Source organism: Pseudomonas fontis (genome assembly GCF_028656955.1).
GTDB lineage: Bacteria > Pseudomonadota > Gammaproteobacteria > Pseudomonadales > Pseudomonadaceae > Aquipseudomonas > Aquipseudomonas fontis.
Genome location: NZ_JAMDGY010000005.1, coordinates 12,144 through 26,115 on the forward strand (window position 1 = coordinate 12,144; position 13,972 = coordinate 26,115).

Annotated in this window: 12 protein-coding genes; all 12 read right to left on the minus strand. The window is 62.5% G+C overall.

Annotated elements, in window-relative coordinates; translation table 11 throughout:
* Positions 1-62: 62 nt before the first annotated feature.
* Positions 63-2,351 carry an autotransporter family protein gene (locus M5G11_RS00700; RefSeq protein ID WP_273912617.1) on the minus strand — a complete coding sequence of 763 codons (2,289 nt, stop codon included), beginning with the start codon at positions 2,349-2,351 and terminating at the stop codon, positions 63-65.
* A gap of 158 nt (positions 2,352-2,509) precedes the next feature.
* On the minus strand, positions 2,510-2,785 hold the full coding sequence (locus M5G11_RS00705; RefSeq protein WP_273912616.1) for a peptidylprolyl isomerase: 276 nt from the start codon (positions 2,783-2,785) through the stop codon (positions 2,510-2,512).
* Between the two features lie 113 nt (positions 2,786-2,898).
* Complete coding sequence (gene eco / locus M5G11_RS00710; RefSeq protein WP_273912615.1) at positions 2,899-3,378, minus strand: serine protease inhibitor ecotin; 480 nt, start codon at positions 3,376-3,378, stop codon at positions 2,899-2,901.
* Between the two features lie 68 nt (positions 3,379-3,446).
* Positions 3,447-4,217, minus strand: coding sequence for a 3-hydroxybutyrate dehydrogenase (gene hbdH, locus M5G11_RS00715; protein ID WP_273912614.1), 771 nt, complete (start codon positions 4,215-4,217; stop codon positions 3,447-3,449).
* Positions 4,218-4,227: 10 nt separating this feature from the next.
* Positions 4,228-5,619 (minus strand): GntP family permease, encoded by a 1,392-nt coding sequence (locus M5G11_RS00720; protein ID WP_273912612.1) that lies wholly within the window; start codon positions 5,617-5,619, stop codon positions 4,228-4,230.
* Between the two features lie 288 nt (positions 5,620-5,907).
* Positions 5,908-7,299 (minus strand): sigma-54 interaction domain-containing protein, encoded by a 1,392-nt coding sequence (locus M5G11_RS00725; protein WP_273912611.1) that lies wholly within the window; start codon positions 7,297-7,299, stop codon positions 5,908-5,910.
* A gap of 40 nt (positions 7,300-7,339) precedes the next feature.
* Complete coding sequence (locus M5G11_RS00730; RefSeq protein ID WP_273912610.1) at positions 7,340-8,362, minus strand: ABC transporter permease; 1,023 nt, start codon at positions 8,360-8,362, stop codon at positions 7,340-7,342.
* Positions 8,362-9,420 carry a microcin C ABC transporter permease YejB gene (locus tag M5G11_RS00735; protein ID WP_273912609.1) on the minus strand — a complete coding sequence of 353 codons (1,059 nt, stop codon included), beginning with the start codon at positions 9,418-9,420 and terminating at the stop codon, positions 8,362-8,364. Before M5G11_RS00735 ends, M5G11_RS00730 begins: the two co-directional genes overlap by 1 nt.
* Positions 9,417-11,258, minus strand: a complete 1,842-nt coding sequence (locus M5G11_RS00740) for an extracellular solute-binding protein (protein WP_273912641.1) — start codon at positions 11,256-11,258, stop codon at positions 9,417-9,419. Before M5G11_RS00740 ends, M5G11_RS00735 begins: the two co-directional genes overlap by 4 nt.
* 87 nt (positions 11,259-11,345) lie before the next feature.
* Positions 11,346-11,627 carry a peptidylprolyl isomerase gene (locus tag M5G11_RS00745; protein WP_273912608.1) on the minus strand — a complete coding sequence of 94 codons (282 nt, stop codon included), beginning with the start codon at positions 11,625-11,627 and terminating at the stop codon, positions 11,346-11,348.
* A gap of 32 nt (positions 11,628-11,659) precedes the next feature.
* A complete protein-coding gene (locus tag M5G11_RS00750) occupies positions 11,660-12,730 on the minus strand; it encodes a 3-deoxy-7-phosphoheptulonate synthase (RefSeq protein ID WP_273912607.1) in 1,071 nt (356 codons plus the stop codon).
* A gap of 537 nt (positions 12,731-13,267) precedes the next feature.
* Complete coding sequence (locus M5G11_RS00755) at positions 13,268-13,933, minus strand: response regulator transcription factor (RefSeq protein ID WP_273912606.1); 666 nt, start codon at positions 13,931-13,933, stop codon at positions 13,268-13,270.
* Between the last annotated feature and the right edge of the window lie 39 nt (positions 13,934-13,972).

The following is a 13,972-nucleotide window of genomic DNA, read 5'->3' on the forward strand; positions in this document are numbered from 1 at the left end:
TGGTGGAGCCCTTTGTGGGAGGGGGACAAGGCCCGCTCCCACAAAAAACACTGCCGTACAGCTTAGTAACTCAAGCGCAGCCCCAGATTGGCCCCAACACGCTCCTGCTGACGTGCATCCAGGTTGGTGCTGTAGTCGATGCCGGCATGCACGCTGAAATTCGCGTTGATCTGCGCCACCAGGCCAGTGCCGACGTCCATTGAGGTCGTGCGGTAGTCAGTCTTGATCTGGTCGACATTATCAAACGTCAAGGTGTCGCGGCCGCCATCGCCGTGCCAGACGTTGGCCTGCAAGTACGGCTGCAGTGGCACGCTAGCCGACTTGAACTTGCCTTCCAGGCGCACACCAAGACGCCCGGTCAGCTCGGTCTGCGCGTCATAGCTGACATGGGCGACGCTGTCGTTGGCGCTGTCCAGCGAGACCTTTTGCGCAATGATCTGCGCCTGCGGCTCCAAGCTCCACTCAGGTGACAGGGCAAAGGGGTAGCCCACTTCCAGCGAGCCGGTCCAGGCGTGCCCATCCAGGTCCAACTTGGCGCCACGATCAGAGCGCGCCCGGCCGTCCAGGCTCGAATGCTGCACCACGGCATCCACGTACCAGCGCTGCGGGCCGATCAGGGTCCAGTAGGCGCCGACGCTGTCACTGTCGATCCTCAGGTCGCCCACAGAGGTGTCCTGGGTGCCAAGGGCAAAGCCTTTTACATCGCCGTCGATCCTGCCGTGCCCGAGATAAACGCCGACATGCTGGCGATAGCCACTGTCGCTGAGCCAGGCGTACAGGTCCTGGCCGACCTTGAAACCGTACAGGTTGCCATCCAGGCTTGGGCTGACCGTACCCGACCAGCTTTGATGGAAACTGCTGCCGTAGGCCTGGCCCCAACTGGCCGACACCGCGCCGGTTTCCTGCAGCAAGTCTTGATCGCCCTGACGCTGGTGGAATGTGCCCAATGCACTGCGGGCGACCAGTGCTGCCGCGCGCGGTGCGGCGGCATAAACGGCCACTTCCGGGCGGTACAGCGGGATGCTCTTGCCTGCAACGGCCTGAGGCAGCGCGGGCTGATTGGGTGCGGGCGCAGCGACCGGGACGCTGACAGCCGGTGGCACGACTGGTTGTGGCTGGTCCGCCGGTGGCAGCGCGACCGGCGCCACCACGGTAGAGCGCAGGTACCAGCTGTTTTCACTGCCCGCCGTGACCCCACCCTTGAACAGGCGATAGTCAAAGGCTCCGGCTGAGAGGGTTTGGGTCTGCACAAAGGCGCCATTGCTGCTGGTGGCGCCATTGGCGGCTTCGACCACTTGAATGCCGTTCTGGCTGGTCAGCGCGCCTGCACCTTTCAGGTTGTTGATCGTCAGGTTGGTGGTTCCGGAAATCGCGCCCTGGTTGACTACCAGTCTGTCCGAAGCCGCACCGTCACCTGCCAGCACACTGTTGAGTTTCAGGGTGCCGCTGTTGCCCGTGTAATTGCCATTGATGGTCAGGCGCCCCTGGGCATCGTTGCCGCCAGTGAGGTCTATCGTCCCCGCGTTGGTCACCGTCACGTGTTGCCCGGCAACTGCTGACGTAATGCTGCCGCTGCGTGACGAGATTGTGCTTTGGCCATCCACGGAAAGTATCCCGGTACCCGAGGCTGAATCACCGAGTACGAGTGGATCATTCAGGTCGAACTTCGAGCCTTTGATCAGGGCAATGTTTTCCCAGCCGGTATAACGCGCTGCGACACTGGTCGTGGTTTGGTCGAACACCAGTGTGTCATTGCCAGTATCGCCATTGATCAACGCAGTCGAACTCAACTGGGTTTCGCTAAGGCCAGTCAGTGTCGCCTGGTCATCACCAATGCCCATCTGCACCAGCCCATGGATCAGCCCGCCAGTGTTCCAGTTGAAGACGTCATTGCCGGCGCTGAGCAGGATATTGCCGCCAATGTCGCCGCCGGTAACCGTGACAATGTCCACGCCGCCGCTGGTGCTGATGTTACCGCCGATCTTGCTCGCGCCGCTGACCGTAATGGTGTCGTTGCCGAACCCCGTCACCAGGTTGCCGATGATCGTGCCGCCGCTCATGTTGTAGATGTTGTTATCCAGCTTCATGTCGACGCGGCCAATGCTGCCGCCAGTTTGTGTCGCGACGTCTCCGTCTTCAAAGGCACCGACAATGGTTCCGCTCTCCATCAGGAACGTATCCCGGCCATCCCCTTGGGCCAGGGACTGCACCGTGCCACCGAACATTTTGAAGTCGTCGATCAGCGGTGTCTGGACGATGGCGCCCAGGCTGTCGCCAGGGTTGACCACCAGGTTGTCAGCCACAGAGGCCAGGGGAAGGGCACTGAGAACCACAATGAGTGAGGCGCGCATCGGGCAGACTCCATATCCACACAGGTCGGCGACCACAGCCGTTCCAGTACCCTGCTAGCACTGGATGGGTCTTGCCTGACAGATATAGAGCAATTGGAAATATCGACAACTGGCATAAATACCAGTTGGCAGATTGCCTGGAGTCGAGTAGACGACCCTCAGTCGCGGTACACCACCTGCACCAGGTGATAGCCGAATTTGCTCTTGATAGGGCCGTGTACGGTGCGCACCGGCTTCTTGAAAATCACCTGGTCGATGGCGCCGACCATCTGCCCTGGACGCACTTCGCCCAGGTCGCCACCGCGTTTGCCGGACGGGCAGGTGGAGTATTTCTTGGCCAACACGTCGAATGCTTCACCCTTGGCGATGCGTTGCTTGAGCTGTTCAGCCTCTTCGGCGGTCTTGACCAGGATGTGACGGGCCTGTGCTTTCATCAGGTGGGTGCCTCGGCAGTGCGCGGAAAACGGCGGATTATGCCTGATCGTGCGGCACGATGTGCGCATGAAAATGCCCCAGCACCGATAGGCACCGGGGCACCTGACACAGGTTACTCCACGCTGGCCTGCTTCACCTCGGTAGACGCCGACCAGATGCGGTAGCGCACCTCGATGTCTTTCGGGGCGTAGACCACGATGGGCAGCTTGCTGTTGTAGCGCAGCAGGAAACCATCGCCGACAACTGGCACGAAGGCCTTGGTTTTGCTGTTGTCGGGGCAGCCCATCAAGGTAGTCATGGGGCCGACGACCTTGTCCAGGCGGTAGTAGTTGTAGCCCCGGCCTTCGAGGGTTTTCTCTTCGAGCTTGCCGCCAAGGCGCTGCTTGTTGCAGTCCACTTCAAGTTGCTTGCCGGCCAGGATCTCGACCTTGAAGGCATACTCGTCGGTTTGCGGCGGCAAGTGGATCACCTGGCGCTTGAAGCCTTTGTCGGCTTCAGGGTAGGGGGCAACATCCTTGAGGCTGGCCGCCTGGCTGTGGGCGGCAACGGCCAGCGACAGGGTGAACAGGGCGGTCAGGGTAATAGGGCGCATGAAGGCTCCTTGCTGATGAAAATAAGGTCCGAAGCCAGCCAGGATTCAAGCGCCCGTTGCCTGGGGGGTTACTGGGCGAGCCAGCCACCGTCGATGTTCCAGGCGGCGCCGCGAACCTGGCTACCGGCTTCGCTGCACAGGAACAATACCAGCTCACCCAGGTGTTGCGGGGTGACGAAGGCCAGGGACGGCTGCTTTTCTGCAAGCAGATCTTGCTGTGCTTGCTGTGGGTCAACGCCTGTGGCGATGCGATCGTCGATCTGTTTCTGTACCAGCGGGGTCATCACCCAGCCGGGGCAGATGGCATTGCAGGTGATCTGGCTGGTGGCGGTTTCCAGGCCAACCACCTTGGTCAGGCCGATCACGCCGTGCTTGGCTGCCACATAGGCGGCCTTGCCCACCGAGCCAACCTGGCCGTGCACCGAGGCGATATTGATGATCCGCCCCCAGTTGCGTTGGTGCATGCCAGGCAGGGCCAGGCGGGTGCTGTGGAACACGGCCGAAAGGTTCAGGGCGATGATCGCGTCCCAGCGCTCGACCGGGAATTGCTCGACCGGTGCGACATGCTGGATGCCAGCATTGTTGACCAGGATATCGACGCCGCCGAACTCGCGCTCGGCGTAGCTGAACAGCTCGGCCAACTGTTCGATGCTGCTCAGGTCCGCCGGGTGGTGGCCGACCCGGGTGCCGTGGCGGCCGACCTCGGCCAGCGCTGTGCTGGCATCGCCAAAGCCGTTCAGGATGACATCGGCACCGGCCTGCGCCAGGGCCTGGGCGATACCCAGGCCAATGCCGCTGGTGGACCCGGTAACCAGGGCGACTTTTCCAGTGAGGTTCATGGGCAGCTCCTTAAACGATGCCAGTAGCGTAGAAAGTAGCGATCACCACGAAGACCGCCAGGGTTTTGATCAGGGTGATGCCGAAAATATCCTTGTAGGCTTCGCGGTGGGTCAGCCCGGTCACGGCCAGCAAGGTGATCACCGCGCCGTTGTGCGGCAGGGTATCCATGCCGCCACTGGCCATCGCAGCCACGCGGTGCAGGACTTCCAGCGGAATATTGGCGGCGTGGGCGGCGGCGATGAAGCTGTCGGCCATGGCCGCCAATGCGATGCTCATGCCGCCGGAGGCCGAACCGGTGATCCCCGCCAACAGGGTGACGGTGATGGCTTCGTTGACCAGCGGGTTGGGGATGCTGCGCAGTGCATCGGCCAGCACCAGGAAGCCGGGCAGCGAGGCGATGACGGCACCAAAGCCATATTCGGAAGCGGTGTTCATCGCGGCCAGCAAGGCGCCGCTGACCGCACTTTTGCTGCCTTCGGCCAAGCGTGTGCGGATCACCCCGAAGGCGCTGACCAGCACCAGCAAAATCCCCAGCAGCAAGGCTGCTTCCACTGCCCATATGGCGGTGAGCTTGGCGATATCGGTCTGTACCGGTGCGCTCAGGCCAGGCAGGCTGAGGCTGTGGGTCTTGCCATACCACTGCGGGATCCAGTGGGTGAACAGCAGGTTCATCACCCCCACCAGAATCAGCGGCGACAGGGCCAGCCACGGGTTGGGCAGCTTCAGGTCGGGAGCCGTCTCGGGCTCGTTGCGCAGCTCTGTGCCATAGCCTTCACCGGCGCGCAGGGCTTTGTTGCGTTGGCGTTGCAGGTAGAGCATGCCGGTGCAGAACACGAAGATCGTGCCGATCAGCCCCAGCCAGGGCGCTGCCCAGGCCGTGGTGTTGAAGAAGGTGCTGGGGATGATGTTCTGGATTTGCGGCGTACCGGGCAGGGCATCCATGGTGAAGGAGAACGCGCCCAGGGCGATGGTCGCCGGGATCAGGCGCTTGGGGATGTTGCTCTGGCGGAACATCTCGGCGGCAAACGGGTACACCGCGAACACCACCACGAACAGCGACACGCCGCCGTAGGTGAGCAGCGCACACACCAGCACGATCACCAGCATGGCCTGGCGGGTGCCGAGCAGGCGAATGGCGGCGGCGACGATGGAGCGGGAGAAGCCGGACAACTCGATCAGCTTACCGAACACGGCGCCGAGCAGGAAGACCGGGAAGTAGAGCTTGATGAAACCGACCATTTTTTCCATGAACACCCCGGTAAAGGCGGGGGCGACAGCGGAGGGGTCGGTCAGCAGGACCGCGCCGAGGGCGGCGATCGGGGCGAAGAGGATAACGCTATAACCACGGTAAGCAGCCAGCATCAGCAGCGCGAGGGCTGCCAGGGCGATGATTACACTCATCGAGTGTCTCCTTGGGTGAATCTTGTTTTTGTTGGGTTGCAGGAGATAGCGGGAATCGTGCCAATTTTATAAGTTGTTGATATTTAAATGATTTATATGATTTTCTCAAAATGATCCTGCAATAAGTCTCAATTTGTAGACAACTAACCCCTGTGGGAGCCGGCCTTGCCGGCGATGAGGCCAGTAAAATCAGCGACCGATTTGCGGTCGATCGCTGGCAAAGCCAGCTCCCACAGGGCGTGTCAGTGTTTGGATTGGTTCTGTCTTGAATATGAGATTCAAGTCTCTCTATAGAGACTTTATTCCAAGCGCGACTAACTTCTTGTACAAGGTAGACCGCCCCAAACCCAGTTCCCGCGCCGCCTCGGGCACATTCCCCGCACAACGTGCCAGGGCGCTCTCCAGCAACTGCCGTTCAAATGCCTCGCAAGCTTCTCTATAACTTTGCTGCGTGGCTTCCACCGCCAAAGGGCTCAACGGCCCCAGCGCCACCTGAATATCCGCACTGCTCAAACGCACCTGCTCCGCCAGCAACGTCGCCCGCTCCAGCACATTGCGCAATTCACGAATGTTCCCCGGCCAGGCGTGACGCCCGAGCAACGCCTGCGCTTCGTCCTCCAGCTCATGCCGGCTGCCCAACTCCTCCAGAATCGCCTCGCTCAGCGCCGGCAAATCATCCAGCCGTTCCCGCAGCGGCGGCACATGGATAGGCAATACATTCAGGCGGTAATACAGGTCTGCGCGAAACTCGCCACGGGCCATGGCCGCCGCCAGGTCCTTGGACGTGGCGGCAATCACCCGCACGTCGCTGCGCAGCATCTGGTTGGAGCCGACTGGCTCGTACTCCTTCTCCTGCAACACCCGCAACAGCTTGCTCTGCAAGGCCAGCGGCATATCGCCGATTTCGTCGAGGAACAGCGTGCCGCCTTCGGCGATCTGCAACTTGCCGGCCCGGCCTTTGCGATCCGCCCCGGTAAACGCGCCCGGCGCCGTGCCGAAGAACTCCGCCTCAAGCAGGGTTTCCGGGATCGCCGCGCTGTTGATGCTGACAAACGCCTTGTGCGCCCGTGGCGACGCCGCGTGAATTGCATGGGCGAGCAGTTCCTTGCCGGTCCCTGTCTCGCCCAGCAACAACACCGGCGAATCGCTGCTTGCGCCGCGCCTGGCCCGGCGTTTCACCTCAAGGCTCGCGGCACTGGTGCCAATGAACTGGGCAAAGCTGTATTTAGCTTGACGAGCGCGCAGCAACGAACGGGTCGAGGCCAGTTCCTGCTGCATGCTCGCGTAGCGCTTGAGTAGTGGTGACAGGCTGCGCAACTCATCGAACAAGGCAAAGCCGATGGCGCCGATCAGGCTGCCAGCATCGTCATGGATCGGCAGGCGCATCACCACCAGCGGGTCTTTTGGCGTGTCGAGCATGTCCAGCAGGATCGGCTGCCCCTGGGTCACCACCTCGCGCATCAGGCTGCCGGGGATCACGCTTTCGCAGGGCTGGCCGATGGCCGCGCTGGCATCCACCAGGCCGAAACGCTTGGCATAGCGCTCGTTGATCCAGACGATGCGCGCATCGCGGTCGACGATCACCGTGCCTTCGCTCGATTGCTCGATGATTTTGAACAGCGAGCGGATTGCCAGCAGGCTGACCCGTTGATAGTCCTTGAGGCTGTCGCTGTCGTGCATGGGCCACTCCGCCGAGGTAAGGGCTGCGATTATGCCCGGATCAGGCGCGCGGATCGAAGGCCTCGCGCAAGGCATCACCAATGAACACCAGCAGCGAGAGAATCAGTGCCAGGGCAAAAAACGCGGTAAAGCCCAGCCAGGGCGCTTGCAGGTTCTGCTTGCCCTGGTTGACCAGTTCACCCAGCGAGGCACTGCCGGCCGGCATGCCGAAGCCCAGAAAGTCCAGGGCGGTCAGGGTCGAAATCGCTCCCGTGAGAATGAACGGCAGGTAGGTCAAGGTGGCATTCATGGCATTGGGCAGGATGTGCCGCAGGATCACCAGGCGATCCGGCAGCCCCAGCGCGCGGGCCGCTTGCACGTATTCGAGGTTGCGCCCACGCAGGAACTCCGCACGCACCACATCGACCAGGGCCAGCCAGGAAAACAGCGCCATGATCCCCAGCAGCCACCAGAAATTCGGCTCGACAAAGCCGCTGAGGATGATCAACAGGTACAGCACCGGCAGCCCGGACCATACCTCCATCAGCCGCTGGCCCATCAAGTCGATCCAGCCACCGTGGTAGCCCTGCAGCGCCCCGGCTGTGACGCCGATCAGCGTCGAGATGACCGTGAGCGCCAAGGCAAATAGGATGGAAATGCGCGTGCCATACAGCACCCTGGCCAGCACGTCGCGGCCCTGATCGTCCGTGCCCAGCCAGTTGCTGGCCGTGGGTGGGCTGGGCGTGGGCACGCGCAAATCATAGTTGGGCGTGTCGGCACTGAACGGGATCGGTGCAAACAGCATCCAGCCGCCTTGATCGGCGATCAGCTTGCGCACGTAATCGCTGCGGTAGTCTGGCTGGAACGGCAACTGGCCGCCGAACTCCTGCTCGGTGTAGCGCTTGAGCGCCGGGAAATACAGGCTGTCCTGGTAGCCAAGCAGCAGCGGCTTGTCGTTGGCAATCAGCTCTGCGCCCAGGCTCAGCAGCATCAGCAGGCCGAATGCCCACAGCGAATACCAGCCGCGACGGTTCTTGCGAAAGCGCGCGAAACGTCGACGGGATACGGGCGACAGGGCGAACATCAGTGCCCCCTTGAGTCGAAGTCGATGCGCGGGTCGACCAGGGTGTAGCAGAGGTCGCCGATCAGGCGGATCAACAAGCCGAACAGGGTGAAGATGAACAGCGTACCGAACACCACGGGGTAGTCACGGGAAACCGCCGCTTCGTAGCTCATGCGGCCCAGGCCATCGAGGGAGAAGATCACCTCGATCAGCAGCGAGCCGGCAAAGAACACGGTGATCAGGGCCTGGGGAATCCCGGCCACCACCAGCAACATGGCGTTGCGGAACACATGCCCGTACAGCACCCGCCGCTCGCTCAGGCCCTTGGCACGCGCGGTGACCACGTACTGGCGGGTGATTTCATTGAGGAAGGCGTTCTTGGTCAGCAGGGTGAGGGTGGCAAAGCCGCCAATCACCAGGGCGCCAACCGGCAACACCAGGTGCCAGAAATAGTCGGCGACCTTGCCCAGCAGGCTCAGCTCGGCGAAGTTCTCCGAGACCAGCCCGCGCACCGGGAACCAGTTCAGCGAGGTGCCGCCGGCGAACAGCACGATCAGCAGCAGGGCGAAGAGGAACGCCGGCAAGGCGTAGCCGATCACGATCAGCGTGCTGCTCCAGGCATCGAACAGGCTGCCGTGGCGCACCGCCTTGCGAATGCCCAGCGGGATCGACACCAGGTAGGTGATCAGGGTCGCCCAGATGCCCAGCGAGAAGGTCACTGGCAGCTTTTGCAGAATCAGGTCGGTGACCTTGGCCCCGCGAAAGAAGCTGTTGCCGAAATCCAGGCGGGCATAGCTGGTCAGCATCAGCCATAGGCGCTCGGGGGCTGACTTGTCGAAACCGTATTGCTGCTTGATGGTTTCCAGCAGTTTCGGGTCCAGGCCGCGCGTTGCCCGTGAGCCGCCACCCACAGTCTCCGCACTTGCGCCGGGCGCGCCACCACCGATGCCTTGCAGGTGTGCAATCGCTTGTTCCACCGGGCCACCGGGGGCGGATTGGACGATGGCGAAATTCACCAGCAGGATGATCAGCAGGGTCGGGATGATCAGCAGCAGGCGCCGCAGGATATACGCGGTCATGGCCGCTGCCTCAGGCGCTCGGCCATTTCTGCGTTGGTCAGTGCGCTGGGGCTGATTTCCCACCACGTGTCCAGGCCCGGGTCATTGGCGGCCTCGGTCTTCGGCCGGCCGAAGCGGTTCCACCAGGCGCTGGAGGTGCCGGGTGGGTAGTAGTTGGGGATCCAGTAGTAGTTCCATTGCAGCACGCGGTCCAGGGCGTGGGCGTAGCGCAGCATATCAGCCTGGGTAGCCGCTTTGACCAGGCCGTCGAGCAGGCTGTCGACGGCGGGGTTGCGCAGTGCCATGTAGTTGTTCGAACCGGGGTCGTCAGCGGCGGCCGAACCGAAGTAGCTGTACAGCTCCAGGCCTGGCGCGGCGGTGACCGGGTAACCGGTGACGATCAAGTCATAGTCGCGGGCCATCAGCCGGTTGACGTACTGGGCCGAGTCGACTTTGCGGATGTCCAGGGTAATGCCGATCTGCGCCAGCGTGCGTTTCCAGGGCAGCAGCAGGCGCTCCATGCCGCTCTGGCCGTTGAGGAAGGTGAAGGCCAGTGGCTCGCCCTGGGCGTTGACCAGGTGATCGCCCTCAGGCTGCCAGCCGGCCGCTTGCAACAGGGCCAGGGCTTGCAGCTGCTTGTCGCGGATGATCCCCGAGCCGTCGGTACGCGGCGCTTCGAACACCTGGGTGAAGACCTCGCCCGGCACTTGCCCGCGCAACGGCTCCAGGATCGCCAGTTCAGCGGCATCCGGCAGGGCGCGGGCGGCCAGTTCGGTGTTGGAGAAGAAGCTCTGCTGGCGGATGTACAGGTCGCGCATCATCTGCCGGTTGCTCCACTCGAAATCCCACAGCAGGCCCAGCGCCTGGCGCACGCGACGGTCCTGGAACACTGGCCGTTGCAGGTTGAACACAAAGCCCTGTGCCGGCTGCGGTGCTTCACGGGCCAGTTGCGCGCGTTGCAGGCGGCCGTCATCCAGCGCTGGGCCGTTGTAGCCGATGGTGTAGCCGGTGGCGGAGAATTCGCGGTTGTAGTCGTAGCCACCGCCGCGCAGCACCTGGCGGGCGACCTCGGTGTTGCCGAAGTACTCGATGCGCAGCTGGTCGAAGTTGTAGCGGCCGCGGTTCACCGGCAGGTCTTTGGCCCACCAGTCGCGGTTGCGTTCAAAGGTGATGCTGCGGCCGTTGTCGATCCGCGCCACCCGGTAGGGGCCGTTGCCCAACGGGGCCTCGAAACCGCCGCCGTTGGCGAAGTCGCGGGTTTTCCACCAGTGCTCGGGCAGCACCGGCAGGGTGGCCAGGTCCAGTGCCAGGGTGCGGTTGAGGTTGTTCTTGAAGTCGAAGCGTACCTGGCGGGGCGACTCGACGACCACCTCGGCGACATCGGCGAACTGGCTGCGGTACTTGAGGTCGCCTTCGCGCAGCAGCAGTTGGTAGGTGTAGCGCACGTCTTCGGCGCGCACCGGTTGGCCATCGTCAAAGCGCGCGCGTGGGTCGAGGTAGAAGCGCAGCGACAGGCCGTCGGCGCTGCGTTCGATCTTCTCGGCGATCAGCCCGTAGACCGTGTAGGGCTCATCCAGGGAGCGCACGGCCAGTGGCGAGTAGACCCAGCCATCGACTTCGCTGACGCCGATGCCTTTGTCTATATAAGGAAGCACATGGTCGAACTGGCCGATCTCGATGGCCGAGCGGCGCAGGCTGCCGCCTTTCGGGGCATTCGGGTTGGTGTAGTCGAAGTGCTGGAAACTGGCGGGGTAGCGGGGTGGTTCGCCGTAGACGGTGAGGGCGTGGGAGGGGGCGGCGAACAGGGGGGTATGAGGTAGGAGCAGGCAGACAAGCAGGAGGTTTCTTGCAAACTTCATCGCTGGCAAGGCCAGCTCCCACAGGTAGCGTGACGGGTAGATGTCACTGTGGGAGCCGGCCTTGCCGGCGATGCGTTTCAAGACAAATCAGTCCTGGCGGCTGGTCACTTCCAGCAGGTGGTAACCGAACTGGGTTTTCACCGGGCCTTGCACCACGTTGATTGGCGCGCTGAACACCACGGTGTCGAATTCCTTGACCATCTGGCCTGGACCGAACGAACCCAGGTCACCGCCTTGGCGGCTGGATGGGCAGGTGGAATTGGCCTTGGCAACTTCGGCAAAATCGGCGCCGCCTTCGATCTGGGTCTTCAGTTCGTTGCACTTGTCTTCAGTGGCAACGAGGATGTGACGGGCGGTAGCTTTGGCCATGATAAGGCTCCTGATTGAGTAAAAAGCAGAGCCTAGCGCAGCGCGCTGGCCGCGTCACGCAACAGTTGCTCGGTGCCTGCCCAACCCAGGCAGCCATCGGTGATCGACACGCCGTACTCCAGCGCGCCCTTGCCCAGTGCCTGGCAGCCTTCGAACAGGTTGCTTTCCAGCATCATGCCGACAATCGAACGGTCGCCAGCCAGGCGCTGCTGCAACACGGCGTCGAACACCGCCGGTTGGCGCAGCGGGTCTTTGCCGCTGTTGGCATGGCTGCAATCGACCATGATTCGCGCTGCAATCCCGCCCTTGGCCAAGCCCTGGCGCGCCTGCTCGATGCTCGCTGCATCGTAGTTCGGGCCCTTGTGGCCGCCGCGCAATACCAGGTGGGTGTCCGGGTTGCCCAAGGTTTCGACGATGGCCGGGTGGCCCTGGGCATCCAGGCCAAAATGCCGGTGCGGATGGGCCGCGCTGCGAATCGCGTCGCAAGCGATACCGACGCCCCCGTCGGTGCCGTTCTTGAAACCGACCGGCAGGCCAAGGCCACTGACCATCTCGCGGTGGATCTGCGACTCGGTGGTGCGCGCGCCAATCGCGGCCCAGCCCAGCACGTCATCGAAGTAGCCGGCGGCCATCGGCTGCAGCAACTCGGTTGCGACTGGCAGGCCGAGCTTGAGCATGTCGATCATCAGCTCGCGAGACAGCGCGATGCCGGTTTGCATGTCATCGCTGCCATCAAGGAACGGATCGTAGGCCAGGCCTTTCCAGCCAACGGTGGTGCGTGGTTTTTCGACGTAGGCACGCATTACCAGCAACAACTGGTCATCCACCTGTTTGGACAGGCTGGCCAGGCGTTCGGCGTATTCGAGGGCGGCGCGCGGGTCGTGCAACGAGCAAGGGCCGACGATCACCAGCAGGCGCGAATCACGGCCTTCGAGGATGGCCTTGACGGCCTGGCGTTGCTGCTGGACCAGGGCGGCGAGGGCGCTGGAAAGGGGCAATTGCTGCTTGAGTTGCAGCGGGCTTGGCAGGCGCAGGCTGACCGAAGTGTTGGCCGCTGCGGTGTGTTGCTGGGTCAGGGGCAGAGCTTGGGCGGACGCGTTCATGTTCGGGTTTCCTGGGGCGGAAGGCGGGGTCTGGCCCGCGGCTTCGGCCCTATCGAGGTGTTCGATTTCTTGACTGTGTGTGGTTGCCACCTGAAACGGACCGATCGGAGGCGGCTGGCTGGCCCGAACGGCAATGGCTAAATCGCCAGGTAAAGGGTTGGTAACGGTAAGAAGTGGCGTAGTTCATGTTCAATTCCTCAATACGTGTCAGTTGTGTACAGCGCCAAAAAACAAAACCCCCGGTCGGGGTGGGCCGACCGGGGGTTTGAGTATTCTCGTTTTCGGCGGCCCCTTGTGAGTGGGCGCCGTTGAGGGTATCAGCGGCGCCTTTGGCTAAACCAATACCCAAAATAGAAGCCAGCCGGTGCAACGGTCGCGCACTCGGCCACAGCCACAGGGCGCGCAAGGCGACCGGTGTTGCAAGCGTGAGTGTGGGTGATGTGCGACATGCTGTTGCTCCAGTTGAATGCGACCGAGCTTACTGCACGGGGCATTGCGGTTTCAATGGTTAATTTCCATTGCGCCGATCATTCATGACTATCGTCGCAGGTAGGCACTGAAGTCGATGTCGCCGGCACTGAGGATCGCCTGCACCCGGTTGTGCACATTGAGTTTGCGCAAAATCGCCGAGACATGCGCCTTGACCGTGGTTTCGGCGATGTCGAGGTGGTAGGCGATCTGCTTGTTCGATTCGCCCTTGGTCATGCGTTCGAGCACCAGCAATTGCTTGCGCGTCAGGGCCTGGAGCAGCTCCGGGGCGAAACCCTGGGTTTCGCTGTGGGTGCGCCGGCCGCTGCTTTTTTGCGTGCGGATGATGTCGGGCGGCAGGTACACGTTGCCGTTGAGGATCTGCTCGATCGCCTCGGTCATCTGCGCGCGCGGCGAGGATTTGGTGATGAAGCCGACCGCACCGTAGGTGATGGCTTGCAGCACCACCTGCTTGTCCTGTTCCGCCGAGACGATCACCACCGGAATGGTCGGCGCCTCGTTGCGCAGGTTGATCAGGCCGCCCAGGCCATGCATGCCGGGCATGTTCAGGTCGAGCAGGATAAGGTCCAGGTCGTCATGCTCGCCGGTAACGGCCAGGGCGCTGTCGAGGTCGGCGGTTTCCATCACTTCGCTGCCGGGGAAGCCGTCGCTGATCACGTTGTGGATGGCTTCGCGAAACAGTGGGTGGTCGTCGGCGATCAGAATCTTGTACATGGCTTTGCACCTTATTGTTGTGGGTATGGCCGCAAGGCA

Bases quoted from the DNA above. Each gene is read 5' to 3' on its own strand.
- eco (WP_273912615.1), bottom strand. From the start codon at position 3,378: ATGCGCCCTATTACCCTGACCGCCCTGTTCACCCTGTCGCTGGCCGTT.
- M5G11_RS00700 (WP_273912617.1), bottom strand. From the start codon at position 2,351: ATGCGCGCCTCACTCATTGTGGTTCTCAGTGCCCTTCCCCTGGCCTCT.
- M5G11_RS00740 (WP_273912641.1), bottom strand. From the start codon at position 11,258: ATGAAGTTTGCAAGAAACCTCCTGCTTGTCTGCCTGCTCCTACCTCAT.
- M5G11_RS00725 (WP_273912611.1), bottom strand. From the start codon at position 7,299: ATGCACGACAGCGACAGCCTCAAGGACTATCAACGGGTCAGCCTGCTG.
- M5G11_RS00750 (WP_273912607.1), bottom strand. From the start codon at position 12,730: ATGAACGCGTCCGCCCAAGCTCTGCCCCTGACCCAGCAACACACCGCA.
- M5G11_RS00745 (WP_273912608.1), bottom strand. From the start codon at position 11,627: ATGGCCAAAGCTACCGCCCGTCACATCCTCGTTGCCACTGAAGACAAG.
- hbdH (WP_273912614.1), bottom strand. From the start codon at position 4,217: ATGAACCTCACTGGAAAAGTCGCCCTGGTTACCGGGTCCACCAGCGGC.
- M5G11_RS00730 (WP_273912610.1), bottom strand. From the start codon at position 8,362: ATGTTCGCCCTGTCGCCCGTATCCCGTCGACGTTTCGCGCGCTTTCGC.
- M5G11_RS00735 (WP_273912609.1), bottom strand. From the start codon at position 9,420: ATGACCGCGTATATCCTGCGGCGCCTGCTGCTGATCATCCCGACCCTG.
- M5G11_RS00705 (WP_273912616.1), bottom strand. From the start codon at position 2,785: ATGAAAGCACAGGCCCGTCACATCCTGGTCAAGACCGCCGAAGAGGCT.
- M5G11_RS00720 (WP_273912612.1), bottom strand. From the start codon at position 5,619: ATGAGTGTAATCATCGCCCTGGCAGCCCTCGCGCTGCTGATGCTGGCT.
- M5G11_RS00755 (WP_273912606.1), bottom strand. From the start codon at position 13,933: ATGTACAAGATTCTGATCGCCGACGACCACCCACTGTTTCGCGAAGCC.